The organism is Micromonospora sp. C28SCA-DRY-2, assembly GCF_030519475.1.
Lineage (GTDB): Bacteria > Actinomycetota > Actinomycetes > Mycobacteriales > Micromonosporaceae > Micromonospora.
This window is the reverse complement of the sequence record NZ_JAUMKD010000004.1, coordinates 600,313-624,661: the sequence shown is the minus strand read 5'-3', so window position 1 is coordinate 624,661 and position 24,349 is coordinate 600,313. Positions and strand designations below refer to the sequence as shown.

Genomic DNA, 24,349 nt, shown 5'->3' with positions numbered 1-24,349 from the left:
ACCGAGCGCGCAGTGAAAAAAGCTGAGAGTGATCGGGGCATTCGCCGCTGCAACCAGCCGTGCTTCTTCCACTACTGGCCTTCCGCACAGTCACCCAAACCCAGGGTCTCCCGGCCACTTCCCACGGCTCAGCCCGCCGGGGCCGAATCTGGCCACGACGGTCCACGCACCTCCACGGCAACCCGACGAGCCGCCTCCCCTGCCCCCCGACGCACCTCGCACTCCCACACCCTGACCACCCGCCAACCGGCCTCGCTCAGCTCGGCGTCAACCCGCTGATCACGAGCCCTGTTCGTGGCGATCTTCACTGCCCACTTCTCCGCGTTGGGACCTCTGAACCGGGAGGGCCCATGCTGCGGACAGCCGTGCCAGAAACACCCGTCGACGAATACGGCGACACGCGGACCAGGAAATACCATGTCCGGCCGACACCGATTCACCAGCGTTCGTCCCAGCCGGAAACGAAGGCCGAGAGCGTGCACCGCACGGCGCAGCGCAATCTCGGGCCCAGTGTCCCGAGTGCGCCGCCCCCTCAGGTGCGACCCCTCGGCCGTGGCCACCCAACCGCCCTGAGCGTCCCTCGACGGCGGGGAGCCAAGACCGTCAGAGCTTGCCATCACCCCACCCGAAGTCGCTGCATTGGTCGAGAACCACACCCACCCGCGCTCGTTCCGGCCTCAACCGACCCGTGGACACGAGCACATGACCCAAACCTGACGGTTGGTCTTCAACGTGACCCAAGGGCAGCTCACAGGTCTGCAAAAAAGTCCTTTTCGACACGCACGTCCTCAACTACCCGCGTTTCTGTCCGTACGCCCAGCTCATACTCCTTCAGAAGGTCGCACAGCCGCCGTCCGTCAATCAGGTCTACGGGCGGCGCGCCGTCCCGCGTCGCCTCCGCCTTGGCCTCCGCCGTGAACGTGCCGGTGGTAATCAGTAGGCCCTTGTCTCCCCGGCCCGCCATCGCGCCTCGAAAGTCCCGAACGGCACTTGATCCGACACTGCCTCGATACCGCTTCGACTGGAAGAAGACGGGAAACGAGACCAAGGACATGCGATATATTCCTAGTCCATCGATGCCGCCATCACCCGTTCGTCCGGTCACGGTCGTGCTGATGAATCCGGCTTCGCGGAGTAGGCGCTGCGCAAGCCGTTCAAAGGCAGCTGGCGAAACCGACATCAGGACGTCCAGCAACTGCTCTCGCCAGTCCTGCTCATCGTCGATCTGCTGCTCCGCTTCGGCTGATATCCCCTTGGACTGCTGCGCTCGGCGCTTGGCGCGCAACTCCTCGCGCTGCCGCGCCACAACCTCTGCATGCAGGCCCGGTATCTCTTCCCGGTGAACTGATCGGCCGCGCTCGGTGAGGGCCCACACGCCGCGGCGACTGTTGACCAGAAGATTCATGTACTTGAGATAGGTACGTGCCCAGGCAAGGCGGTACTCGATCTCCGTCCTCGGCCCGTCCCCATGCAGAACCTGCTGCTGCTCCTCGGTGAAGTCCTGCTGCTCGAGCACGGTTTCCACGATCTCATCGATAGATCCGGATCCACCTAGCGTGCGGACCGCCTGGATAGTCGGCCAGAGCAGCTGCGCTTGGTCCGGTACCGATGCTCGTGACATGGACGTAGTCTGCCTCAAGCAAGTCGGCACCTCCTCGCTGGCCTGCTCCTCCTGCCTCGCCTGTGCGCAGCAGTCGGTGTATCAATAATTGTCATTCTGCGGTCACCCGACCCTGCGCCCCGTCTCGGCTCAGATCCTGACCCTCTGACCTTCACATCCCGTGCTGCGCGCGGCGCCAACGTTCGTCGGCCGGCCAGTCGTCGGCCATCAGGACGACCCGGTCGGCCGTCGTGTCGTACCCGAGCACCGGATCGTTCCCGGAGCCCCTCGGGTGTCATCAGTACGGGCTTGCGGAGCCGTCGCCCGATCGTGGTCAGGAACCGGCAGAGGATATCCAGCTGTCGCTGGCCCTGTAGCTCCCGCAGGTCGACATCGAAGTCGATCTGCTCGGCCTCGTACGGTGGGAAGATCGCGAGTATGTCGCGGTTGGCCAGACGTTGAGCTGGATGCCGGCCGTCGCGGAGGCTCAGCATGTCCTCGGCCGCGGCGGGCGGCGGGCGTTCCTGGCCGTCGATCAGGTAGGCGAACCGCCAGTCCTCAGACCGGACGATGTCGAGGAGAGCCGGCCAGTCCTCGACGGTCGTCCCAGGGAGATGCACGTCCGGAAGGGTCCCGTTCAGGTCAGGGTCGAACCAGACCTGAACGTCCTCCCACAGCAGGTCGCTCACGTCGCCAGGTTGCCGAAAAGGCGAGCCCTCTTCGCCGCCGGGTTTCGATGGCGTGGATCAACGCCCTGATCAGCGTCACCCAACAGATGGCCACCCACGGCTACACACCCGTGATCAAGAAGGTCAAATCCGAGTCCGGCAACCGGGTCGTGTCCCTCGACAGCTTCACCCAAGCGGCGCTGCGCGCCCACCACACCCGCCGCGCCCAATGGAAACTGGCCTGCGGCAACGCGTGGCCCCACATCGGGCTGTTCTTCGTCCAACCCGACGGGCAGCCCTGGCACCCCCAGACCGTCACCGACCGATTCGAAGCCCTCGTCCGCGACTCCGGACTACCCCCGATCCGGCTGCACGACCTACGACACTGCGCCGCCACCTATCTCAAGACAGCCGGCGCCGACCTCAAAGACATCCAGGAACTCCTCGGCCACTCCTCCATCACCATGACCGACACCTACACCTCCGTCATCGCCGAACTCGACGTCGAACGCGCAAAGCCGAAGCCGCCGCCAAAATCGTCCCCCGCCGACGCCGACGCGCGGCATAAACGCCATCGGAGGCACCACCCGCCTTGGCGATGTGCGCGTGGCCCCCACGACACCGGACCGCGCCCGACCAGCGGCGGCGCGCCACGTCGCCTGCCGTCATCCCCCGAGCTGGGTGCTCGGCGGGTGCTCGCAGACTAAAACCAAAAATCCGACAAATGCTCGCACCAAGAGCAAGGAAAGACAGTGGTGCCGGACTATTTTCCCAGTTCGAACGTGGGCCGCCTGGGACTCGAACCCAGAACCTAAGGATTAAAAGTCCTCAGCTCTGCCATTGAGCTAACGGCCCGCTGGGGCACCAGGCTACCCGATCACGCGCCTCCGGGTTGATGTCTGCCTGGCTGTGCCGGTGGGCCACGCCGGGTCGGGCGCCAGGCGGGCGGCGAGAGGACCGGGGGCGTAGTGCGTCGACGATCAGTACGGCGATGTGGTCCTTGTCCGCCCAGCGGGCGGCACGAGCACGGGCATTTGGTTCCGTGGCGGTTGGCGTCCTTGTCGTGTGGGCTAGCGGTACGTCGCGGTGGCGAGGTCACCGACCGCGGCGTCGACGGCGGCGGTGATGTCGCATACCCGTCGGTGGTGTTGGTCGGCGATCGCCCGCAGCTGGGCGGTGACCGCGGCGGTGTGTCGTCGTCGAGGTACAGGTGGGTGGCGAGGCCGAGGACGGCGACGAGGCCGGCGAGGGCGGCGGTGTGGTTGTTCGGCTGTTCCCGGCCGGCAGCGAGGTAGCGCAGCCGTGCCCGGGCCACGACCGCCCACTTGGTGTCGGTGGCGAGGTAGACCTCGGTACGGACCAGGCCACCGAGTCGGCGACGGGTCGTGTGTCGGAGGATTCCGCCGGCGAGCAGGCCGGCGCGGGTGCGTTCGTACAGGTCGTCGGCGAACCCGCGCAGCCACGCGCGCAGGGGTGGGGCGGGGTGGGTGTAGCGGATCGAGGAGATGGCGGTGTCGGTGATGAGGTCGCCGATGGGCCGGTCGATGTGCAGGCGCACGCGTTTGTCGCCGGCCGGGCGGGTGTCCCCGTCGAGGGTGATTCGCCCGGCCAGGAACAGGTCGATCAGGACCGCGCCGGCCATGCCGAGTGCGAGGGCTTGGCGGTGAATATGGGGTTGGCCGGTGTCGTCGTTGTGGCCGAGCAGGAACAGCTCGTCGCGCAGTGGCAGGCGGGGGATCGACGCGGTCATCGCACCGCCTCCTACCGTGGCCTGGCCGGGCGCTGCCGCAACCGGTCGTGCACCCCGCCGTACGCGGCGGCCGGGTCGGAGAGCAGCGCCTTGTCGACGGCGGCGAGGATGTGTAGTTCGGGTCGCACACGTTGCCGATCGGCGCCCGCCCCGCCTGCGAGACGAGCTGGTAGGCGTCGAGCTCGTCCAGGCCGGTGAGCGCGCTCGTCCAGCGGACGAGGTCGCGCTGGGCGATGCGGTACGTGTCCTCGAGGGGCCGGGCGCAGCCGATCGACATGAGCGACGTGTCGGTCTCCAGCCGGGGCCACACCGTCGGCATGCCTTTGATGACCTCGACGATCAGAGTGGTGGTCGTGGCGATCTCCACTCCAACCCCGCAGGCCTCGCCCTCGCCCTGGCGGGCGTGGCCGTCGCCAAGGGCGAGCATCGCCCCGTGCACGTTCACCCCGAGATAGAGCGTGGTGCCAGCGCGCAGTTCCGGGGTGTCGAGGTTCCCGCCGTGGCTGTCCGGGACGATCGTGGAGCGGGCCTCCATGCCACCCGGTGCGACACCGATGGTGCCGATCATCGGGTCCAGCGGCAGGTCCACGCTGTGCTCGGTCTCCGTGGCCTGGAACCGCACCGTCCCGGCCTGCCGGTCGATGCCGTATACCCACACCCGCTCCTGCAGGGGCGGCTGCAGGGTGGCGGTCTGCGACGTGGAGGTCAGCGCCCCGAAATGCGGGAACGTGGACGACACACCCCAGTCACGGGCAGGTGTGATCGACACAAGGTGGACGGCGAGGGTGTCGCCGGGTTCGGCGTCCTCGACGAAGAAGGGCCCGGACACCGGATTCAGGTAGGGCATGCGGCACACCTGCGACGGCAGGTCCGCCGGCCCGCGAACCAGCCCACCGAAGCAGTCCTCGGTGAAGACCTCCAGCAGGTCGCCGGAGCGCACGTGCGCCACCGGCATCCGCCCGCCGAAGGTGTAGGCGAGCTCGTCGCGGGCGGGCCGGTACACGATCGTGTCCATGCCGTTCACACCCGTTCCATGTCACGTCGGGCGGGCTGGGCCGGTGCCAGGCCCGACAGGGCTGGCCGGCGACCGGACAGGTACAGGCCGGCCAGCACGACCACGCCCAGGGCCAGCCACGCCAGGCCGAGGCGCTGGGCGGCGATGTTGGCGTTGACCACGACGTAGGCGAGGATCGCGAACCCGATGCCCGGCATGACCAGGTGTGCCCACCAGTTGCGGCTGCGGCAGCGGATGAGGTGGTGCACGACGACGGAGACGTGCAGGACGAGGAAGGCGACCAACGCCCCGAAGTTGATCAGCGACGACAGCAGGGCGATGCCGTCCGCGCGGGTCGCCATGTACAGGCCGAGGGTGAGGGACACGGCACCGGTGAGCAGGGTGGCGTTGATCGGCACGCTGCGGCGGATCGACACCTTCGCCAGAAAGGCGGGTAGCTGCCGGTCCCGTGCCATCGCGTAGAGCAGCCTTGAGGTGGCGACCTGGGCGACCATCGAGTTCGGCAGACCCCACGCGATCGCCGTCGCCACGGCGCACAGCGTTGCCAGCCAGCCCCCGCCGGCCACCTGCGCGGCGTCGTAGAAGGCGGTGCCATTCGGATCGCCCTCTGCGAGCAGGCCGTCGGCGTCGGGGACGAGCATCGCGGCCAGCCACGTCTGCGCGATGAACAGCACTCCGGCCAAGACGAGGACGGCGGCCATGGCCCGGCCGATCTGCCGGGCGCCGTCGCGGGTCTCCTCAGCCAGCATGGAGATGCCGTCGAAGCCGAGGAACGACAACACGGCGATCGACACCGCCCCAGCGACGAGCGACCAGGTGAAGGTGTCGGCGTTGTAGAACGCCCCCCAGCTGAACCGGCCCTTTCCGGAGGCGACGGCCCAGCCGGCGACAGCGAGGAAGACCGCCAGGACGATCAGCTCCCCGATCAGCATCACCCGGGTGACCATCGCCGTCATGCGGATGCCGACCGAGTTGATGATCGTGTTGACCGTGACGAAGCCCAGTAGCCACACCCATACCGGCACCGCGGGGACGGTCGCGTGCATCGCCAACGCCGCCACGAGATACAGCAGCCCTGGCACGAGCACGTAGTCGAGCAGGATCACCCAGCCAGCGAGGAAGCCGACCGGCGGGCTGATGCCGCGACCGGCGTAGTTGTAGACGCTGCCCGACATCGGGAACGCCTTGACCATCTGCGCGTACGAGAACGCGGTGAACACCAGCGCCACCACACCGACCGCATACGCCAGGGCCACCATGCCGCCAGAGCCCGCGTAGACGCTTCCGAAGATCGCCATCGGCGCGATCGGCACCATGTACACCAGGCCGTAGGCGATCAGGTCCCGGAATCGCAGCTTCCGGGCCAGTTCCTGGCGGTAGCCGTACCGCGCCAACTCCTCCTGTAATTGCATCGCACCCTTCCAATGAGCTCGTTTCTCGGCGGCAGAAACATTCATTGCTGGGCCGCCCGTGAATGGCCTAACCGCTCGGAAAGGTTCGCTCGAATCGTTGGCCAGGGTCGATACCGGAGATGCGGACAAACACTGTTGTCCGCATCGACTTCGTCGCCGACGAGGTAGCGCGGCCGATGGGCACTTCGAGACAGGATGTCCAGCGGTAGGGGGCGAGAGGCTCGGGCGTAGAGTCGGCCGTGTCCGAGGAGCACTCGCGCCGGCCTGGCGACACGAAAGCCTTCGCGGCCCCGGCGTCCGACGCCTCCGAGCCCGGTTGACGAGGAGCTGCCGTTTGGGCCACGGTCCGGAAGTTGTTCGAGGGGGGTCCGTGAGGTTGGCGGAAAGTACCGCTGTCTCGGTGGAGGACGCTGTCCGCGCCTCTGTGAGCTATGACCAGCTTCGTGTCCGTGATAGCGCGCTGTACTGGTTGGAGACTCGTCCTGAGGCTGGCGGGGTCGCGACAGTGACGAGGTGGCGGCCCGGCGAGGGCACGCACGACGTCAGTCCCGAGGGTTTCGACGTGACCAGCGGTGTTCACGCGTACGGTGGCGGATCTTTCGCTGTTGTCGAGGGAACGTTGTGGTGTGTTGGCGGAGGTGGCCTTCTTCGGAGCCGTCGTCAGGGCGATGAACTCGAGTTGGTGCGCCGAGGAGCCATCGGAGACCTGACCGTCGGTGACGGCGAGCTACTGGCGGTGCGCGAGTCGGAGCAGGGTGACGAACTCATCGCGGTGTCGCTCACGGAGGCTCAGCAGATGCGGACACTCGTCGCATCTTCAGGATTCCTTGGCGCGCCTCGGCCGGGTCCAGGCTTACTGGCCTGGACCGCTTGGAGCGACCACGACATGCCCTGGGACGCCTGTGAAGTGTGGGTCGCCTCGTACTCGCCTGGTGGGCGCATCGGGAGCCCAGTGAAGGTCGCCGGTGATCCGGATGAGTCGGCGGTGGAGCCGCGGTGGGGGCCCGACGGGGCGTTGTACTTCGTGTCGGACCGCAGCGGCTGGTGGAATCTGTACCGCTGGGACGGCCACACAGTCGAGGCCGTGGCACCGATCGCGGGTGAGTGTGCCGCGGAGCCGTGGGAGCTGGGTTACGCGTCGTACGACTTCCTTGACGACGGACGGATCGCCGTGGTGGTGCAGGAGGGGCCGCGGCACCGCCTCGTCGTCATCGACCCTTGCGGCACCGTTCGCTCGGTGGACCTCCCTTACACGTCGATCAAGCCCTACCTTGCGGCGCACGGGACGACGGTGGCGCTGATCGGGTCGTCACCGACCGCGGCCCCGCAGGTCGCGCTGGTGCACCTGACCGACGACAGTCCGCGGGTGGAGGTGATTGCCAGGTCGGAGCACGCCGAACTGTCCAAGGCGCAGGTGTCCACACCGACGGAACTGCGGGTCCCCGTCCCGGGCGGCCGTGAGGTGCTGGCACTGGTCTATCCGCCGACGGGATCGACGGCGAGCTGGCGGGCACCCGTGATCGTTCGGGCGCACCCTGGGCCCACCGCCTCCTGCCTGTTGCGCCTGGACTGGCAGGCACAGTTCTTCACCAGTCGCGGGTTCGCCGTCGTCGATGTCGACTACGTGGGCAGCACTGGGTACGGCCGGAGCTTCCGGGAATCGCTGTACGGCCGGTGGGGCCTTGACGACGTCGCCGACTGCGCGGCAGTGGCGGACCACCTGCTGGCGGCAGGGCGGGCAATGCCGGGGCAGGTCTTCATCCGTGGCGCCAGTGCTGGCGGATACACGGCGCTGCATGCCGTGGCACAGGACGGTCCGTTCGCCGCCGCCACCGCCGTGTCAGCGATCGTGGACCCTGACCGCTGGGCCAAGACCGTGCCCCGATTCCAGCGTGCGCATGCCATGCGGCTGCAGGGTGGCGCCGGGCGGGTCAGTGCTGCCGCTGTCCAGCGGCCGGTGCTGTTCATTCACGGCACCGCCGATCAGGTGGCCGTGGTCGAGGATGTGCGGGAACTCGCCGACCAGTTGGCGGCCACCGGCACGGCGCCCGAGTTGCTGCTACTTCCCGATGTCGGTCACTACGTGGCGACGTCCAGCCAGGCGGGTGCGGCGCTGGAGGCGGAACTGGCTCACTACCGCTCCGTGATGGCGGCTGCGGCGACGCGCCGCTGGGGTCACACCGCCGCCAGCGGTAGCTGATGGCGCACGTACTCGCCGAACTCGCGAACCTCCGGCTCGCACCGATAGGGCTCAAGATCGGCTTGTACCTCGACGATGCGCTGCAAGCAGCGGTGCGACGTGGTCCGGGCGGCGTGGTCCACCGCCGCCCGGGCGGTGGCGCACGCTTCGTCGATTCGGCCGGCGGCAGCTAGCGACGAGGCCAGGAGCGCGGTGTCGATGGCGAGTCGCCGGACGTGGGTGGGGCTCAGCGCGGTAAGGGCCTCAGCCACGTGCCGTTGGGTCTGCTGCGGTCGGCCCAAGTCGTGGAAGCAGTGGGCGATCTCGTCGGCGAGGTAGGCCGGATTGAAGTACCGGATCCACGGCGGCTCGTCCTCGGGCCCGCTGCGGGCCAGCTGCCTCTCCGCGATGTCGAGGTGGGTCAGGCAGTCACCTTCGCGTCCGAGGCGGGCGTGCGTCCGCGCCACCACGGCGTGCGGCGAGGCTCCCACGGCTGGCGTCGCCTGAGTCTCACTTCCTCGCACCGCCGTGAGCGCCATCCGCAGCGCCGGCTCGGGGTGACCGCAGTGCAGCGCCAGGTGGCCAATGTTCACGGCGAGCAGGTAGCTGCCGTAGAGGCGGTCGTCGGCGGCCTGCGTCAGCCGTAGAGCGCGTAGGTACCGGCGCTGCGCGAGACCATGGGCGCCAGCGTCGACCGCCTGGTACCCGCACAGTTCGAAGAACCCCGCCGCCAGCGTGTAGAGGCGCCGACCGATCGCTTCCGAGGCCGGGCTCTTCGCCAGCAGCCTATTCAGTTCCCCTTCGACGTACCGCTGAACCTGCGCGTGGATTCGTCCGGCGCCGTGGGTGTGGTCCAACTGCCGGAACATCGCCAGAGCGGTCTCAGCGGAGTAGAGATCCTCTTCGCAAACCTGATCAGACGAGCCAGATCGTCCGGCCACGGACAGACGGGGTCCCGCCGGAGCGTTCAGCCAGTCCAGGGCGGCGCGATCGAGGACGCCTGGCTGGAACGGAACCCGCACGACCATCTCAGCCAGCCGTGACGTCTCCGCGGAGTGATTGGACAGCAGGCTGCTGAGGTTGCCCTGGCCGGCTGGTGAGACGGCCATCGGCTTGCCCTCGCTGGTCCGCTTCTTCCCGAGAAGCGGTAGCAGGCGCATCAAGGCTCCTCCGGTCCCCAACGCCTTGTCGCAGGCCTCGACGAACTCCCGAGAGGGGAATCGGTCCGCTGTCTCGACCCGACGCACCAGGTCGGCGCTGAATCGGATCACGGCGCCCAGCCGTGCCTGCGAAAGGTTGGCCCGCTCCCGCAGCCGACGCAGCTCGGCGCCGAAGAAGTGGCGCTCGGACAAGGACGGCTGGAGCGCCCGCGGAGTCTGACCCATGACACCGCCTCCTCAGGCTGCTCGCACCCGCACGGCATCGAGCAGCGTGGACATCGCCCACATAGGGTCACGCAGCGTTCAGCGCGGCGCAACCAAGAACAACGGCGTGGATGCAGGACTCGCACCGTGGGCACGTCGCATGCGGACAACCCGTTCACGCATGCGGACAAGCGGATCTGTCCGCATGCGCCTCCTGGCTCTCTGTAGCGGGGTCTGCGTCAATTGACGTGCGGCTGCTGCCGTTAATCGTCCGCCCGATCCTGCATGAGGGGTATCCGTGCCTCCTCCACCTCAGTTACGACCTACTTCAGCAGTGCCCCTGCACCGCTTGTGGCTGGCGGTCGGTGACGGCCTCCAAGTACAGCGGGTTCACCTGCATCTCTCTGAATGGCGAGAGGTGCTTGCATCGAACACCCCTTTGCCGGACGTCCAGGGTGTTGGACTCGCAGCGGCGTTGGCAGCCGTTGAGGTCACACACCTCGCGTCTGTGTCCAGTCACGTCGACGACGCCGGACTTCGTCCGTGGCTGGACCTTCCAGCGCGCTATGCGTTTCCGGTAGGTCCGACGAACGTGCTCGCACCTGCGGCAATGGCTCAGGCCAACGAGCTGATCATGGATGGGGTCGACCAGGTGGTGGCTGCCGATCTAGCGGCTGTTTGCGGCGCGGCGGCCTGGTGGGTCGGGTTCTTCGCGATCATCCGCCATCGCGGTGTGCATCACCGCAGTTTGCAACCCAGCACTGCATCAATAGCGCGGATGGTGCTGGAGGAGGCGGCCGGCATTGTCGCGCTTGGTATGGCGATCCGCGTGTTGGAGGAACACCTGCGAGCAGGCGGAGTCGCTGAGGCCGGCTTGCGGATGGCGTACTGCCGGGCGTTGGCGGCGAGCGTCGCGGTCGAGCGACGGATGCCGGCGCTGTTGGAGGAACTCGCCGAGCTGCGCTTGGTCGACCTGGTGTCGATTGCGGTGCCGTGGCGGGGTCGGTTCACGAAGTACGCCGGCGGTACCGGCGCCGGGCAGGTGGAGTAATGCGGGGCTATCCGTTCATCGTGATCGAGGGATTGGACGGCACGGGCAAGACGACGCTGCGCAAGGGTCTGTTCCGGCTGTGGGAGGGCCTCTACGGGGTGACACCGCTGTGCATCCTGACCAGCAACTTCATGGCCGCCGACGCCGCCGCCGACATCGTGGAGGGCAAGTACCAGCCATCGCCGGACAACCGCGACCGGTACTTGCAGGCGCTGGTGGCCGACAAGGAGGCGACGCTGGTGCGGCTGGTGCGGCCGGCGTTGCCGAACCGCCCGGTAATCAGCGACCGCTGGCTGGTCAGCGAGCTGGCGTTCTTCGCCGTCAAGCACGACATGAAGCCGGGAGAAACCTACGAGCGGCTGGCTGCCGGCATCAGCGAGCCGGTTGATCTGACGCTGGTGCTCGACCTGGACCCGCGCGACTCGCTGCGGCGGGCGCACGGCCGGCAGGGTGACGCTGTCCGGGAAGACTGGGACGTGCTTGACGTGCAGGCCCGGGTTCGTCAGGTCTACACCGAGATCGTCAACGGGCCGGCGGCCTACCCGCTGCTGGGCAGCGTCGCGCACATCGACGCCAGCGCCAGCCCCGGCAGCGTCTTGGACCAGGTCTGGCAGGTGCTCATCGCGCACGATCTCGTGCCGCCGCTCGATCCCGCGACTGAGGCGGTGGCCGGTGAGCGCTGAGAGTCTGCGCCGGGCCTTGACGGCGCGCACCGGTATCCCGGTCCGGGCGGTCGGCGCGGTCAACGCGCTGGCCGCCACCGCCGCGGCCGGTGCTGGCTTCGACGCGCTGTGGGTCAGCAGCCTGGAGGTCTCCGCCGCTGCCGGGCTCGCCGACGCCAACGTGCTCGGCGTGCGTGACCTGTGTGACGTGGTGCTCGCGGTCGGGCGCACGGCCCACCTGCCCGTGGTGGTCGATGTCGACAACGCCGGCGGGTTCGCGGAATCGGCCCGCCGCTGCGCCTTCGATCTGGCCCGGGCCGGCGCCGCCGCGCTGTGCCTGGAGGACAGCGCCTACCCGAAGTGCAACAGCTTCAGCACCCACCGCGCCCAGGGACTAGCCGATGTCGGCGTCGTCGCCGACCAACTGCGGGAGATGCGCCGGGCCAGCGACGAACTGGTGCTCATCGCCCGCACGGAAGCGCTGATCGCCGGCGCACCGTTCTCGCATGCCCTCGAGCGGGCCACGTACTACGCCGTTCACGGCGCGGACGCGGTACTGATCCACTCCCGCGACGCCTCGGGACACGAGGCGCTGCGCACCGCTCGGGAGTGGAACTCGCCCGTTCCGCTGGTCACCGTGCCGACCGCCTTTGCCCACCTCGGATGGCAGGAGCTGGGCCTGGCCGGGTTCGCCATGTGCATCTACGCCAACCAGCTCAGCCGCGCCGCCCTGGCGGGCATGCGCGCCGCCGCCGCGGAGCTGGCCGGCACTGGCTCGCCAGGCACGGTGCCGCTGGCCACCGTCGGTGAGCTGCTGGCCATCGGCGATCCCTACGCCCGCGTCTGAACCTGCATCCGACCCCTCGACCAGGAGACCCCCACATGCCCCCATTGCCGCAGATCAGCGTGTCGGTGAAGGCCGCCGTCCTGCGCGACGACCATTTCCTTCTGCTGTCCTACGACGACGCTGCGGGCTTCCACTACAACCTCCCGGGAGGCAAGGCCCGCGAGGGAGAGTGCCTGCGCGACGCCGTGTACCGCAAGGTCGCCGAGGAGACCGGGCTACGCGTGCGAGCCCGCCGGCTGCTGTTCGTCGTCGAGTACGTCCCCCATGCTTGGCAGGGCGAGTTCGGCGACGTGCAGAAGGTTCAGTTCAACTTCCTCGCCGAACCCCTCGACGACGCCGCACCCCGCATGCCCAACCCGCCCGATCCCGACCACGTCGGGTTCGAGTGGGTGCCGGTGACCGCGCTGGCCAGCAAGTATCTGCTGCCGCGCGTCGTGCCGCACCTGCTCGACGCGCTCGGTCAGGACCGCAGCGACTGCCTGGTGGACCGGTGGTGACGGCGATGACCGTCCACCTCTCGGCGCTACGGGCCTGGTTGCTCGCCGAGCACGCGAACACCGTCGACGCCGATCGGCTGACCGCCATCGCCGGCCACCTTCGGCGCATGGTCGAAGACGGCGTCGAGGGGGCGGTCGTGGAGGTCGGCTGTTACCGGGGCGCAATGGCACTGTGGATGCGCGCCGTCTTGGACGAACTCGGCGACACCGATCGGCCGATCCACGTCTACGACTCGTTCGCCGGCCTGCCGGCCCCCGGCGATCGGGACTCCAACCACCTCGGTGAAGGCGAACTGGTGAGCACGCCAGCGGACGTTGTGGCAACGCACGCCGCCTGGGACAAGCCCAGCCCGGTCTTCCATCCCGGCTGGTTTACCGACACCCTGCCCGACCAACTGCCAGAGACGATCGGGTTCGGCTACCTCGACGGCGACTTCTACGACTCCATCCACGTCTCGCTCACCCACTGCGTTCCCCGGCTGAGCCGCTGTGGCGCACTGATCGTGGACGACTACGCCGACACCGCTGTGAACCCGAAGGCATGGGACGGCCTGCCCGGGGTCAAGCGCGCCTGCGACGACTACTTCGGCACACCCTCGCCGATGGAAGTCCTCGTCGGCGACGGCGACCTCGCCTTCGGCCTGTACCGGCGGACCGCATGACCACAGTCCTGGTCATCGAGGGCAGCGCCGACCCTCACCAGCTGACCCAGGCGCTGCCAGGCGTACGCGTCGAGGTGCTCGACCGGCTACCGGCGGCATCTCACCCCGCAGTCGCGGCCGTCGTGCGTTCCGGCACCCGGCTGTCGGCCCACCACCTCGACCGTCTGCCGGCGCTGCGACATGTCGTGCGGCCGGGGTCCGGCACCGACAACATCGACCTTCCCGCGCTCGCGGCCCGCGGCGTCAACCTGCACCGCAACCCCGCCGCCAACGCCGCTGCCGTTGCGGAATGGACCCTGCTGGCCGCGCTCAGCCTCACCCGTCGCGTTGCACTCGGGCACAACGGCCTCATCGCCGGCCGCCACCTGAAGGCCGCCTGCCTTGGACCCCACCTGGCCGAGCAGCGCCTCGCCATCTGGGGCGCCGGCCCCGTCGGTCTCGCCATCGGGCAGGCACTCGGCCCGGCCGTGAAGAACTTGGCGTACGCGGCGTGGCCGTCCAATCCACCGCACCTGCCGCAACGCCCCGCCGAACTGCTGGCCGGTTGGGCAGACCTGCACGTCGTGGCGCTGCCACTACGCGAAACCACCCGAGCGGCCTTCAACCCCCCGTGGCTGGCCGAGGCTGGGCGACACCGCCCGGCGCTGATCTGCGTCGGGCGGGTGGAGACGCTCGACCTGCCAGCCTGCCTGGACGCCCTCGACGCGGACACGCTGAGCGGCCTGGCCATCGACGCGATCGACCCCGAACACGTCGCCTCGCTCACCAGACTGGGTGAGCCGCGCAACCTGCTCCTCACCCCGCATGTCGGAGCGCAGCGTGCAGACGTGCGGCGTGTCCTCGACCACTGGGCGGCCCAGACCCTACGCACGGCTCTGTTGGCCGGACGAGGTGAGGGCGGGTGACCAGGTCAGCCGACATCCGCACCGCGATCGCGGCCCGGGTCGCGGCCGAGCTGTGCGGTGACCGTCGCGTCAGCGATGTCTGGCTGGAGGGCGCGCTGGGCGCCGGGCTGGCCCATGCCCGCAGCGACATCGACCTTCGGGTCGTCTTCTACGACCAGCCCCCGGCGCTGCACTCCCGCTTGGTGGACGGCGTACGGGTCGACCTCGCCGCATGTACCGAATCCATGATCGAACCGCTGCGGAGCAGGCTGGACTCCTTCGACGTGCGCTTCGATGACGTGGAGCGCTTCCGGCAGGTCCGGGCCGCGCTCGGGCAACTGACCCGGCTGCGCACCGCACGGCGGTACACCCCGTTGGGATGGCAGCCGGTCGCCACCGCCAGCGAGATCGCCTGCTACCGGCACTGGGCCGTCGCCGACCGGGTCGAGCACGTCCTCAGCCTGGTCGAAGACCTCCTCGGACTCACCACCGACCACCTGTATGCCGAGGCCGAGGTGGTACGCCGCCAGCTGGAGATCTGCCTTCTCGGCCTCGACGTCGTCGCGGCGGACCAACCGCTGCTCGGCGACAAGTGGCTACCCGCCCTCTGGCGTCGAGCCAACGACGGCCCGCCACCGTCGCTGCCCGCCCCATCCTGGAACGCCGACGACACCTCCTGGTTCCCGTCCGTCCGGAAGCGGGTCACCGCCGCACTCCTTCGGTGTTGGCCGGACCGCACCACCGCCGAAGAGCCGCCTCCCGCTGGTACCGGCGAGCTGGGTTGGCTGCCCCAGCGCTACACCGACGGCTGGTTCCTGCGCCGCGGCGACGAACGCATCCGCCTCACCCCCGGCCAGCTCACTGGCTGGCACCGGGCGAACCGCCAGGGAGGCTAACCATGCCACCGGCCACCCCCACCCCGGAGGCCATGTACCGGCCCCTGTCCGCCGACGACCGCCGGCCGGTCTCGGTCATCCTCAAGCTGCGCGGCGAGACCTGCAACATCGACTGCCTTTACTGCTACGAGAAGCGCAAGGAAGCCCCCGGCGGAGCACGACTGTCCGCCGACGACGCCGCCCGGCTGACCGCGATCTTCGGTGCCCGCCCCGTCGCCGTCGAGCTGCACGGCGGCGAGCCGCTGACGATTGACCGCGCCGCCTTCGCCGAAATCCTTGACCGGCTCGCGGCCCAACCCAACGTCGTGCGCGTCTCAATGCAGACCAACGGCCTTCTCCTCGACGACAGCTGGCTGGACCTCATCGACACGCACTACCCCGGGCTGGAAATCGGGATCTCGCTCGACGGCGACGCCGCCGGCAATGCCTGGCGCGTCGGCTACGACGCCCAGCCCACATACGACCGGGTCGCCGCCGCCCTGCGCCTGCTCGCCGCCCGCGGCAGGCACGTCGGGGTCATCAGCGTCGTCACCTCTGCCGTGCTCGGCCGCGCCGCCGAGATCCTCGACCATCTCGCCAGATTTGCCGCCGTGCGCGCCGTCAACCTCGTCCCCTGCTTCGACGCCACCGTCGCCGCCCCGACCCGGCTCGCTGGTGCACGCGTGCCGGCGAGCCGCCATCTGCAACAGGCGGCCCTCACCGGTGGCTCCGGGCCGGCCTGGGCGATCACGCCTGCCGAGTACGCGTCCTTTGTCCTCAGCGCGACCGCGCACTGGATCGGCAGCGGCCTGTTCCGGCGCATCAAGCTCGAGCCCGCGGTGTCGACCATCCACCGGCTCACCGGCGCAGCGGCGACCATCTGCCACTTCTCCGACGCCAAGTGTGACCACGTCTTCACCGCCTACCCCGACGGGCGCATGGGCAGCTGCGACGAGCTACCGGCGCCGCAGGCCCAGCTCACCGGCCTGCCGGGTGCTTCTGAGGAGGCCGACGTCATTGGCGCGCAGCGCCGCCTGCCGCTGCTTGAGGCGGGCCGGTCGCTGATGGCCAAGTGCGCGAGCTGCCGGTACCGCGACACCTGCGGCGGCGGCTGCGTCGCCACCCGGTGGCGGGCGCACCGGCACGCCGACGGCGACGATGAGTACTGCGCCTACCGAATGCGTCTGGTCGACGGTGTCGCAGCTCTCCTCGCCGAACCCCACCGACCCGGCGGCGCCTCATGCCGCGCGGTGCCATGGCGCCCCCGTCGGCCCAACTCCATGCCCGACGTCGCTGGCTTCCTTGCCCGCTGGGACGACCCCGGCCGACCCCGACCGGCGGCCACCTTGCGGCACAGCGATCACGGCAACATCAACAGCGCCGGGTTGGCCGGTACCCACCCAGCCGACGACCTCGACCCCCACCATCCCCAGTGGCGCGACGGCATCGAACCCGCCGTCTGGCCGCTGGTCGACCTGCTCACCCGGCGCCTAGGCTACGTCACCTACGACAGCTGTCAGGGCCACCGGTACACGGGTCTCGACCTCGCACCGGTCGGACTGCATGTCGGCGTTCTCCCACGACACCGTACCGAGTCCGCCCGGCTCAGCGCCGTTCTCTGCCGGCTGGACACCCGAGCGCGACAGGTGCTGCCGGCCGCCTGCCAGCTGCTGGTCGGTCGGGACCGGCTGACATGCGAGACCACCAGCCGCCAGTACCCGGTCCTCGGGCTCTCCCTCGCCCCGACGGCCGGCTGGGACGCCTACTTCGCCGCCCTCGACGACGCCGTCACCGCCGTCACCACCGCACTCACCGACATCGCCAGCACCGCGCCCGCCGACTGCGAATGCCGCCCCTGAGCCCGCCTACCCCTCGAGGACGGACGCCATGATCCACGTAGCCGAAACCCTGACCACCCACAGCGTGGAGGGCTTCCTGAGCCCTACCGACGTCGAACAGCTCGCGACAGCCATGGACGAGATCCTCGCGGCAGCCGGCACACGCCGTTTCGACTGCGGCCGTACCACCACCATGCACGAGATCCCGGGCCTGACCGCCGCGCAGGCCATGGCGGTCTACGAACCAGCCGGACGTATCGAGATCACCGAGCTGCCTTCATCGGTGACCGCCATCCTCGACCGGGCGACGAACCGCGCCATGCCGACCATCCGCCGCGCCATGCCGTCGGTGACCGCGCTGCGTCCGTGGACCTACGTCGAGTACCGCACCGGACAGCACATCACCCCGCACGCCGACGGCATCGCCCCCGACCCCCACACCTGGCCCCGCCAGATCGGCGGCATTGGCATCCCCATCCGTCACGCCGATGCCGGAGGCGATTTCTACGTCGAGACGACGGGAGCCCCTGACATCTGGGCCAGCACCGACCTGGCCAGCGCCGCCGGATACGTACCCGGCATGTCGCTCATCCACGACGGTGCCGACAACTCCTCCGCCTGGTTCCGCGACCTACCACGCACCCGCTGGACCGTCCGTCCCCGCCTTGGCGACGCCATCGTCTACGGCTCCCAACTGACCCACGGCACCGAACCAGTCAGCTCCGGACGGTCCCGCAAGTTCATCAGCTGGCTCATCGCCGAACGGTGAACGCCAGTGCCACCGCGCACCCGCAGCCCGCCGCCGCTCACCGCCCTCAGCAGCCCTGACTTCCGAGACACCCAGACAAGGAGCACATCGTGGACACACCCACGCCCTACGACGACTTCCTCGCCGCCGTCGACCAGCTCCGCGGCGACGACACTACCGTCCAGGTCACCGCGCACACCTCCAACGTATCCACCACCGGCTGGCCTCCCGCGGACAACGCAGACAGCTCCACCGGCCAGCAGTAACCGTCCGCCCTCGCCTGGTGCCGGGCCCCGCCCCGGCACCAGGCGCCCACCACGGCGCAAAGGAGAACAGCCGGTGCCGCCCCTTGACGACCTCTTCAGCCTGCCGGCCACCACCGACCTACGCCGGCGACGCACCACCGCTATCCACCGCGTCCTCGGCACGAACGCTCCCGCCAGCACCCCGCTCAGCTACGCCCTAGCCCACCACTGGCTTGAAGGTGCCGAAGCCGCGGCACGATCCGCCGACGGCACGCTGCTGGCCTGGTACCGCCACGCCACGGCCAGCGACACCGCCCGCCTACGCACCGACCCTGGTGACAAGATCCCGATCGTGGTCAACCCGAAGCCGGAGCAACTGCACCGCTCGGCCCTCGCCGCCACGCCCTACTACGTCATCAACCCCGAAACGACGCCGGCCAGCCCACCCGCCCTGGAGCAAGTGCGGAACGGGCTCGCGTCGGCAGTCAGCGCCGGCTTTGGCACGCTCCTGCGCGACCACGCGCCGATCATCTGCCTCCTCAAACGGAAGACGCTCCACGACACCCTGCTCAGCTGGACCATCACCCGCCTGCCCGGCACCGTCTTCACCGACTACACCAACCACCCAGTCGTCCTCGCCCGCGACCTCATCCACGAAGCCGGCCACAACTGGCTCAACGACGCCCTGGCCGCCTGCCACGTCACCATCCCCGACGACCGGCACTTCTACTCACCCTGGCGAGCCACCAAACGACCCGCCTTCGGCTTCCTCCACGCCTGCTGGGCCTTCCCGCTCACCGTCCTGTACGCCGCACGCGTCGCCTCCACCGCGCCAGCCGAGGTACGCGACTTTCTCACCGCCCATCTGCGCCCGCAGGCCGAACAGCTCGCCCAAGCAAGGGACAGCTTCCAGATCGCCATCACACTGGTCGACCACGACGATCTACGCCGCCGTATGACCGAGATCTTCGCCACCGCCGTCAGCATCACCGCCGCGCAGCCGACCTGATCAGCGATGGTGAGGTAGGACGGACATCGCCGTGTGCACCGTGTACCGTGGGCGACACCAATCGCTACCAAGCGGCCGCCGAATCCGCCCTCCGAACCGGGCACACGGCCGGCGCATTCCGTGAGGTTGGGATGGCCCAGACTCCACGCGAACTCGCACCCCACACCTCCGCCAAGCATTACTTCGGCGCCCAGCTGCGATCATGGCGAGAACAGCGCGGCTGGTCACAAGCGCGGCTCGGCGAGCACCTGCACGTCAGTTCGGATCTCATCGCGAAGATCGAGAAGGCCCTGCGCTGGCCGACCCCGGAATTCGCAACCGCCTGCGACACCGCGCTCGCCGCAGGAGGCGCGCTCACCAACCTGCTTCCGCTGGTCGAACTGGAGCGACACCAGGAGCGTGCCGCCGTGGCCGCCACCGCCCGCGCGGTGCGCGCCGCCGTCTCCCAGCAGCGGCCCAGCACCACGCCAACGGCATCCGCGTTCGCCGCCTCACCGGGTGAGATCGCCACTGGTGCGGCGGCGGACTGGGCATCAGCGCTGCCCGGTGTGCAACTAACGGCGCCCCCACCGGTATGGCCGGTCGACCGACTGCTGACCCTGCCATACGGCCGAGCCGTACCCGCTACGACCCTGACCCTCACCAGCATCCCCGTCCAAGACCGCCGCCACGCCGCCCGCTACCCACGTACGCTCAACGGTGGCCACGCCGCCGCCTTCGGCCTGCGCGATCTCGTGGCGACGGAACTGCTGGACGGCGACGAGCCCATCCTCGCCGTGGCCACAACGCCCACCCTTGGAATGGCGGTACCGGCATACCGCCTCGACGCCTTCACCATCGGCATCCTGTGGGCCCTGTGCGGCATGGACGACGCTCTCCTGGCCGATGATGCCGCGCTCGCCGACAGCGTCCCCAAACTACGCCGCTACGCCCAACTACCCGGCTCCGCAGTCAGCCGCAACGTCGCCGCCGACCTCAACACCTTGAGCCAGATGTGGCTTGGCTCCGACTTCTGCGCCCGCTACATCAGCCACCGCCTCGATGCCGCGACCGACCAGCCCGTGTTCTGGACCCGCGAGCAGTACGGCGAAGAAGCCAGTACCTGGCTGCTCTTCCGCCACAAGATCGGCTATCTGCACGCCACGAGTGAACGCTTCACCACACCCACCGCCCCGGCCGCCCGCGTCTTCTGCATCCCAGAGACCGCCGTGAGGGGGAGCCCCCACGCGGAACGCATTCTGCTGCTGCTCTCGGCAGCGTTCATGGAATCCCTGCGCATCGCCGTGCACGTGAGTCCAGACCCGGCGTACGCCACCGTCGAAGGCTTCGTGCTGACCCCACACACGCAGGTCATTCTCGCCAACTGGGTGCGCGCCGACGGACTCTGGCACGTCGACGCCCTCGATCGCCGTACCGCGCTACGCCGCTACGACGACGTTGCCCGCGGCGGCCAAGCCGGCTCCATCACCGCATCGGGCCGGTCCACCCGCCGCCTACGAATCCTCGCCGAGTACCTCGGCCTGGAATGGCCCTGGCTGCGTCGACGCTGCACCGAGCTGGCCGCCGTCGGCGTCGAAGGGATGATCCGACCGCGCAGCCGGTTACTGACCACCGACGGGATCAACGCAGCCTGCCGCTACCTGGCCAGCCTCCCTTGAGCCTTCGCTTCACTCAGAAACTGTGACAGGCTGCCGCAGGCACACAGGCACGGACGAGGAGGTGCGGTGGCGGAGAAGCCGACATCGGTCTTGATGCTCTCCCTCGGCGGGACAATCGCCATGACCGCCGGCAGCGACGCTGGCGGCGTCGTGCCGACCCTGACCGCCGAGGAGCTCATCGCCGCCGTACCTGGACTGGCCGAGACTGGTATCGACGTGCACGTCCAGACCTTCCGCCAACTGCCGGGCGCCTCGCTCAGCTTCGACGACCTCACGGCGCTGGCCGCACTGATCGCCGACCGCATCGCGACCGGCGGTATGGATGGCGTCGTGGTCACCCAGGGCACCGACACCATCGAGGAAACCGCCTACCTGCTCGACCTGCTGCACACCGGCGAGGCGCCGGTTGTAGTCACCGGTGCGATGCGCAACCCCACCATTGCCGGCGCCGACGGACCCGCGAACATCCTCGCCGCGATCCGCACCGCCGCCAGCCCGGCCGCCCGCGGCCTTGGCGCCCTCGTGGTCTTCGCCGACGAGATCCATGCCGCCCAGCACGTCCGCAAGACGCATTCCACCAGCGGCGGCACCTTCCGCTCGCCGAACACCGGCCCGCTCGGCCACGTCGTCGAGGGCACAGTACGGCTGCTCACCCACTTACCGCACCGCCTGACCGTGCCGCTGGAGACGATCACCCGGGTTCCACGAGTCGGGCTGTACACCGTATCCCTGGGCGACGACGGCGCCCTCCTCGCCGGCGCCGACGGGCTCGACGCCCTCGTCGTGGCGGGGTTCGGCGTTGGCCACGTACCTCAACGCCTCGTCGAGAAGCTCACCGCCCTCGCGGCGAGGATCCCGGTCGTGCTCGCCTCCCGTACTGGTGCCGGACCGGTCTTGGCGTCCACCTACGCCTTCCCCGGCTCCGAGAGCGACCTGCAGCGCCGAGGGCTCGTCGGCGCCGGCTTCCTCGACCCCTACAAGGCGCGCATCCTGCTGCACACCCTTCTCGCCGCCGGCGCCGAGCCCGAGATCATCGCCGCCGCATTCGCCGCCTGCGGCACCGGCGATCCTGCCCGCTGGCCCTGGCCGACCCTCAGCCAACAGCCGGAGATGCAGCATGCGTAGCCACGACCTCACGCCCGGCCACATGATCGGCGTCACGTTCGACCACGGCGAGGACTTCTTCACAGCCCTCGCCGACGCCTGCCGCACCAACGGCATCCGCCACGGCTACATCCCCGTCTTCATCGCCGGCTTCAGCAGCGTCGAGATCGTCGGCACATGCCAACGCCTCGACAACCCCCAGGCACCCGTGTGGGACCGCGTGCACCTGTCCAACGTCGAAGCACTCGGAGGCGGCACCATCGCCTACGACGAGGCCGAGGACCGGATCCTGCCGCACATCCACGTCAGCGTCGGCCTCAAGGAACACAGCGCCACCGGCCACACCAGCCACCTGCTTGCCGCCACCGTCCAGTTCCTCACCGAAATGTTGGTTATGGAGGTTGCCGCGCCGACAATGCGCCGGGCCCCCGATCCCACGTTGTACGACGTGCCACTCCTACAATTCGGCAACGGCTGATCATCTCAGATGGCGGCGTCGTCTTGTGGGCTGACGGGTTGCCGCGATGCGCGCGAAGGGCAATGGGCCCCGATCGTGTCAACCATCCGTTTAGCCGCGCAAGGCGCGGTAGCCTCTGCGGGCCGCCCACCCTGAGTAGTCAACCCAGGGCCAGCTGTTTGCCGTAGGTTAGATCGGTGCTCGACCTGCCACTGTCGTCCGCGTTCGTGATCTTCGACGCTCAGGGCTCTGGCTGCCTGTCCCACGGCATCGAGGTGATGGGGCGGCGTTGGTTCGTAAAGCGTGCCACTACACGCGAAGCCCGGCTTTCGCTGGCGCGGGCCAGCCGACTGCATGCCGCAGTCGCGCACTCGGCGATCGTCGGCCCCGAACAGGTCCTCGATGGTCCGGACGGACCGGTGCTGGTGTACCCGTGGCACGACGGCAGCGTCCTGAACCGAGCCACCGTCCACGGGTCGGACCGTGCGGCGCTGGCCCGGTTCCAGCAGCTTCCCATCGGCGAGGTGGAGGCAGCCGTCGACACGACGCCCAGTTGCTCACCGCCTGGGGGGTGACGCTGGCCGCGCGAGCCACCAGCTCCCTGTTCATCAGCGGCTCCGGCGCGGACATCGTCAGCGCCCCTCTCGGTCACGCATGCGGGAGCCGCCCGTTGAGCGAACCTGTCCCCGTACGGCGCGGATCAGCTGCGTGAGGTGCCGGGTTCGACGCTCACTCATGATTACCCAACCCAGAAACAGTACCGGCAACAGAATCGCGCCCATGATGTACGACTCGGGAAGATCACCGATCGTCTGCATCAGCCTTACCACCACGCCGGCTCCTCCCAACTGGTCTGTTGTCCGCTCTCGAAGCTAGGGGCAGCGGGCCGACGGGGCGATAGCGTATTGATGATACGCGCCATTCTGTTTCGCGCTGCCCGACGAAGCGGCCGAAGGAGTACAACACCGCCGTCGTCCTGCTGGGCGACCTGAAGGCGCTGGCCGATCGGGACGGCGACGTCGAGGCGTTTCGGCAACGGATGCGGCAGGTGCGGGAGCGGCATGCGCGTAAGCCGAGCCTGCTGGACCGGCTCGACCGGGCCGAACTCGGCTGACTGCAGCGGGGACGATTCAGCTGCTACCGCCGGCGACGGCGGTGAAGCCGCCGTCAATCCTGAGGTCATCCTGCATTGAGTTGTACGCGGGCGCGCATCAGCGCGAATCCGAGGAGGTTCTGGCCTCGCCACTGAGCTGGCCGGCGCGCAGGTCCGTGGCGGCGAGGCCGATGCCCCAGACACGATCCACGGGGCTGGCTTCCGCCAGCACCCGGTTACGCGTGTGCGACAGGTACTGTCCGGGGTCGGGGTGCTGGCTGAACTTCGCCACGTTGGCGGCGACGACCAGGTCGAAGCGGTGCGCGTCCCACCTTGCCTGATCGAAGCCGCGTACCTGCCGGCCCAGGGTCTTGACTGCGCCCGGATGCGGCGCGGTCAGCATCCGCTCGACGATCGCCTCGTCGCCGAACAGCGTGCCTTGCCGACCATCATGCAATGCTCAGCCGTGGCATATCGAATGCCGTCCACGATGAACGGGCCGGCCACCACTGGCTCAGGCAACCCGAGCCGATGCTGCCGTCGGGTTGGGGCTGATGGCTCCAGAAGAACAGGTACTTGAGGCGCCTTTTCGCAGCGACGAGCGCCCGCAGCTCGGGCAGGCTGCACGGCAAGGAATCCGTCTCAGGCACGTCCAGCAGGCTGGCAGACCCGCGGTTCGGCACCAGCGCGTTTCGCGACTGCCGGTACCGTACCTCGATCTGGGAGAGGAG

23 protein-coding genes, 1 tRNA gene and 3 pseudogenes are annotated in these 24,349 nt (G+C 69.0%); 17 read left to right on the top strand and 10 right to left on the bottom strand.

What is annotated here, in order from left to right:
* Positions 1–128 precede the first annotated feature (128 nt).
* From Q3W71_RS20610 to Q3W71_RS20600, 3 genes are all read right to left on the bottom strand, one after another.
* The gene (locus Q3W71_RS20610; RefSeq protein WP_302920980.1) at positions 129–617 is read right to left on the bottom strand and encodes a very short patch repair endonuclease; all 489 of its coding nucleotides are present in this window, start codon (positions 615–617) and stop codon (positions 129–131) included.
* A gap of 131 nt (positions 618–748) precedes the next feature.
* Positions 749–1,621, bottom strand: a complete 873-nt coding sequence (locus tag Q3W71_RS20605) for a restriction endonuclease (protein ID WP_302920979.1) — start codon at positions 1,619–1,621, stop codon at positions 749–751.
* A 14-nt stretch (positions 1,622–1,635) separates the two neighbouring features.
* Complete coding sequence (locus tag Q3W71_RS20600; protein WP_302920978.1) at positions 1,636–2,289, bottom strand: hypothetical protein; 654 nt, start codon at positions 2,287–2,289, stop codon at positions 1,636–1,638.
* A 47-nt stretch (positions 2,290–2,336) separates the two neighbouring features.
* On the opposite strand from Q3W71_RS20600, the gene Q3W71_RS20595 reads away from it, so the two are divergent.
* Positions 2,337–2,975 carry a tyrosine-type recombinase/integrase gene (locus Q3W71_RS20595; protein ID WP_302920977.1) on the top strand — a complete coding sequence of 213 codons (639 nt, stop codon included), beginning with the start codon at positions 2,337–2,339 and terminating at the stop codon, positions 2,973–2,975.
* A gap of 76 nt (positions 2,976–3,051) precedes the next feature.
* Here Q3W71_RS20595 and Q3W71_RS20590 read toward each other — a convergent pair.
* The 4 genes and pseudogenes from Q3W71_RS20590 to Q3W71_RS20575 all read right to left on the bottom strand — a co-directional run bounded on the left by Q3W71_RS20590 (position 3,052) and on the right by Q3W71_RS20575 (position 6,445).
* A tRNA-Lys gene (locus Q3W71_RS20590) sits at positions 3,052–3,123 on the bottom strand.
* A 215-nt stretch (positions 3,124–3,338) separates the two neighbouring features.
* Positions 3,339–4,018 (bottom strand): annotated as a pseudogene (locus Q3W71_RS20585) (GPP34 family phosphoprotein).
* A gap of 11 nt (positions 4,019–4,029) precedes the next feature.
* A pseudogene (locus tag Q3W71_RS20580) lies at positions 4,030–5,042 on the bottom strand (acetamidase/formamidase family protein).
* Positions 5,039–6,445: an APC family permease gene (locus Q3W71_RS20575; RefSeq protein WP_302921029.1), complete on the bottom strand. Its 1,407-nt coding sequence runs from the start codon at positions 6,443–6,445 to the stop codon at positions 5,039–5,041. The pseudogene Q3W71_RS20580 and the gene Q3W71_RS20575 overlap by 4 nt, the downstream one beginning before the upstream one ends.
* A 562-nt stretch (positions 6,446–7,007) precedes the next feature.
* Between Q3W71_RS20575 and Q3W71_RS20570 the strand changes: the two genes are divergently transcribed.
* On the top strand, positions 7,008–8,645 hold the full coding sequence (locus Q3W71_RS20570; protein ID WP_302920976.1) for a prolyl oligopeptidase family serine peptidase: 1,638 nt from the start codon (positions 7,008–7,010) through the stop codon (positions 8,643–8,645).
* Here Q3W71_RS20570 and Q3W71_RS20565 read toward each other — a convergent pair.
* Positions 8,621–10,009, bottom strand: a complete 1,389-nt coding sequence (locus Q3W71_RS20565; protein ID WP_302920975.1) for a helix-turn-helix transcriptional regulator — start codon at positions 10,007–10,009, stop codon at positions 8,621–8,623. The genes Q3W71_RS20570 and Q3W71_RS20565 overlap by 25 nt on opposite strands.
* A 313-nt stretch (positions 10,010–10,322) precedes the next feature.
* Here Q3W71_RS20565 and Q3W71_RS20560 point away from each other — a divergent pair, with 313 nt between their 5' ends.
* The 15 genes from Q3W71_RS20560 (at position 10,323) to Q3W71_RS20490 (ending at position 23,100) form a co-directional block, all read left to right on the top strand.
* Positions 10,323–11,039 (top strand): hypothetical protein, encoded by a 717-nt coding sequence (locus Q3W71_RS20560; protein ID WP_302920974.1) that lies wholly within the window; start codon positions 10,323–10,325, stop codon positions 11,037–11,039.
* A complete protein-coding gene (locus Q3W71_RS20555) occupies positions 11,039–11,722 on the top strand; it encodes a dTMP kinase (RefSeq protein WP_302920973.1) in 684 nt (227 codons plus the stop codon). The genes Q3W71_RS20560 and Q3W71_RS20555 overlap by 1 nt, the downstream gene beginning before the upstream one ends.
* Positions 11,712–12,548: an isocitrate lyase/phosphoenolpyruvate mutase family protein gene (locus Q3W71_RS20550; protein WP_302920972.1), complete on the top strand. Its 837-nt coding sequence runs from the start codon at positions 11,712–11,714 to the stop codon at positions 12,546–12,548. Before Q3W71_RS20555 ends, Q3W71_RS20550 begins: the two co-directional genes overlap by 11 nt.
* Positions 12,549–12,583: 35 nt before the next feature.
* Positions 12,584–13,045, top strand: a complete 462-nt coding sequence (locus tag Q3W71_RS20545; protein WP_302920971.1) for an NUDIX domain-containing protein — start codon at positions 12,584–12,586, stop codon at positions 13,043–13,045.
* A 5-nt stretch (positions 13,046–13,050) separates the two neighbouring features.
* A complete protein-coding gene (locus Q3W71_RS20540; protein WP_302920970.1) occupies positions 13,051–13,707 on the top strand; it encodes a TylF/MycF/NovP-related O-methyltransferase in 657 nt (218 codons plus the stop codon).
* A complete protein-coding gene (locus Q3W71_RS20535; protein WP_302920969.1) occupies positions 13,704–14,612 on the top strand; it encodes a D-isomer specific 2-hydroxyacid dehydrogenase family protein in 909 nt (302 codons plus the stop codon). Before Q3W71_RS20540 ends, Q3W71_RS20535 begins: the two co-directional genes overlap by 4 nt.
* On the top strand, positions 14,609–15,487 hold the full coding sequence (locus Q3W71_RS20530) for a hypothetical protein (RefSeq protein ID WP_302920968.1): 879 nt from the start codon (positions 14,609–14,611) through the stop codon (positions 15,485–15,487). Before Q3W71_RS20535 ends, Q3W71_RS20530 begins: the two co-directional genes overlap by 4 nt.
* 2 nt (positions 15,488–15,489) lie before the next feature.
* Entirely contained in the window at positions 15,490–17,325 is a 1,836-nt protein-coding gene (locus Q3W71_RS20525) for a radical SAM protein (RefSeq protein WP_302920967.1), read from the top strand.
* 28 nt (positions 17,326–17,353) lie between these two features.
* Positions 17,354–18,073, top strand: a complete 720-nt coding sequence (locus Q3W71_RS20520; protein ID WP_302920966.1) for a hypothetical protein — start codon at positions 17,354–17,356, stop codon at positions 18,071–18,073.
* An 89-nt stretch (positions 18,074–18,162) separates the two neighbouring features.
* Positions 18,163–18,318: a hypothetical protein gene (locus Q3W71_RS20515; RefSeq protein ID WP_302920965.1), complete on the top strand. Its 156-nt coding sequence runs from the start codon at positions 18,163–18,165 to the stop codon at positions 18,316–18,318.
* A gap of 73 nt (positions 18,319–18,391) precedes the next feature.
* Positions 18,392–19,306: an HEXXH motif-containing putative peptide modification protein gene (locus Q3W71_RS20510; protein ID WP_302920964.1), complete on the top strand. Its 915-nt coding sequence runs from the start codon at positions 18,392–18,394 to the stop codon at positions 19,304–19,306.
* Between the two features lie 131 nt (positions 19,307–19,437).
* Positions 19,438–20,964 (top strand): multiprotein-bridging factor 1 family protein, encoded by a 1,527-nt coding sequence (locus tag Q3W71_RS20505; protein WP_368050941.1) that lies wholly within the window; start codon positions 19,438–19,440, stop codon positions 20,962–20,964.
* 66 nt (positions 20,965–21,030) lie between these two features.
* On the top strand, positions 21,031–22,089 hold the full coding sequence (locus Q3W71_RS20500) for an asparaginase (protein ID WP_302920962.1): 1,059 nt from the start codon (positions 21,031–21,033) through the stop codon (positions 22,087–22,089).
* On the top strand, positions 22,082–22,546 hold the full coding sequence (locus Q3W71_RS20495; protein ID WP_302920961.1) for a PPC domain-containing DNA-binding protein: 465 nt from the start codon (positions 22,082–22,084) through the stop codon (positions 22,544–22,546). Before Q3W71_RS20500 ends, Q3W71_RS20495 begins: the two co-directional genes overlap by 8 nt.
* Positions 22,547–22,722: 176 nt before the next feature.
* A complete protein-coding gene (locus tag Q3W71_RS20490) occupies positions 22,723–23,100 on the top strand; it encodes a hypothetical protein (RefSeq protein WP_302920960.1) in 378 nt (125 codons plus the stop codon).
* 57 nt (positions 23,101–23,157) lie between these two features.
* Here the strand turns inward: Q3W71_RS20490 and Q3W71_RS20485 are convergent, their stop codons facing one another.
* A complete protein-coding gene (locus Q3W71_RS20485; protein ID WP_302920959.1) occupies positions 23,158–23,358 on the bottom strand; it encodes a hypothetical protein in 201 nt (66 codons plus the stop codon).
* Positions 23,359–23,704: 346 nt separating this feature from the next.
* Positions 23,705–24,268, bottom strand: a pseudogene (locus tag Q3W71_RS20480) (NADAR family protein).
* Positions 24,269–24,349 lie beyond the last annotated feature (81 nt).

Excerpts from the sequence above, each read along its gene's own strand:
- Q3W71_RS20610 (WP_302920980.1), bottom strand. The coding sequence starts at position 617 with ATGGCAAGCTCTGACGGTCTTGGCTCCCCGCCGTCGAGGGACGCTCAG.
- Q3W71_RS20605 (WP_302920979.1), bottom strand. The coding sequence starts at position 1,621 with ATGTCACGAGCATCGGTACCGGACCAAGCGCAGCTGCTCTGGCCGACT.
- Q3W71_RS20595 (WP_302920977.1), top strand. The coding sequence starts at position 2,337 with ATGGCGTGGATCAACGCCCTGATCAGCGTCACCCAACAGATGGCCACC.
- Q3W71_RS20575 (WP_302921029.1), bottom strand. The coding sequence starts at position 6,445 with ATGCAATTACAGGAGGAGTTGGCGCGGTACGGCTACCGCCAGGAACTG.
- Q3W71_RS20565 (WP_302920975.1), bottom strand. The coding sequence starts at position 10,009 with ATGGGTCAGACTCCGCGGGCGCTCCAGCCGTCCTTGTCCGAGCGCCAC.
- Q3W71_RS20555 (WP_302920973.1), top strand. The coding sequence starts at position 11,039 with ATGCGGGGCTATCCGTTCATCGTGATCGAGGGATTGGACGGCACGGGC.
- Q3W71_RS20545 (WP_302920971.1), top strand. The coding sequence starts at position 12,584 with ATGCCCCCATTGCCGCAGATCAGCGTGTCGGTGAAGGCCGCCGTCCTG.
- Q3W71_RS20540 (WP_302920970.1), top strand. The coding sequence starts at position 13,051 with ATGACCGTCCACCTCTCGGCGCTACGGGCCTGGTTGCTCGCCGAGCAC.
- Q3W71_RS20535 (WP_302920969.1), top strand. The coding sequence starts at position 13,704 with ATGACCACAGTCCTGGTCATCGAGGGCAGCGCCGACCCTCACCAGCTG.
- Q3W71_RS20525 (WP_302920967.1), top strand. The coding sequence starts at position 15,490 with ATGCCACCGGCCACCCCCACCCCGGAGGCCATGTACCGGCCCCTGTCC.
- Q3W71_RS20520 (WP_302920966.1), top strand. The coding sequence starts at position 17,354 with ATGATCCACGTAGCCGAAACCCTGACCACCCACAGCGTGGAGGGCTTC.
- Q3W71_RS20505 (WP_368050941.1), top strand. The coding sequence starts at position 19,438 with ATGGCCCAGACTCCACGCGAACTCGCACCCCACACCTCCGCCAAGCAT.
- Q3W71_RS20495 (WP_302920961.1), top strand. The coding sequence starts at position 22,082 with ATGCGTAGCCACGACCTCACGCCCGGCCACATGATCGGCGTCACGTTC.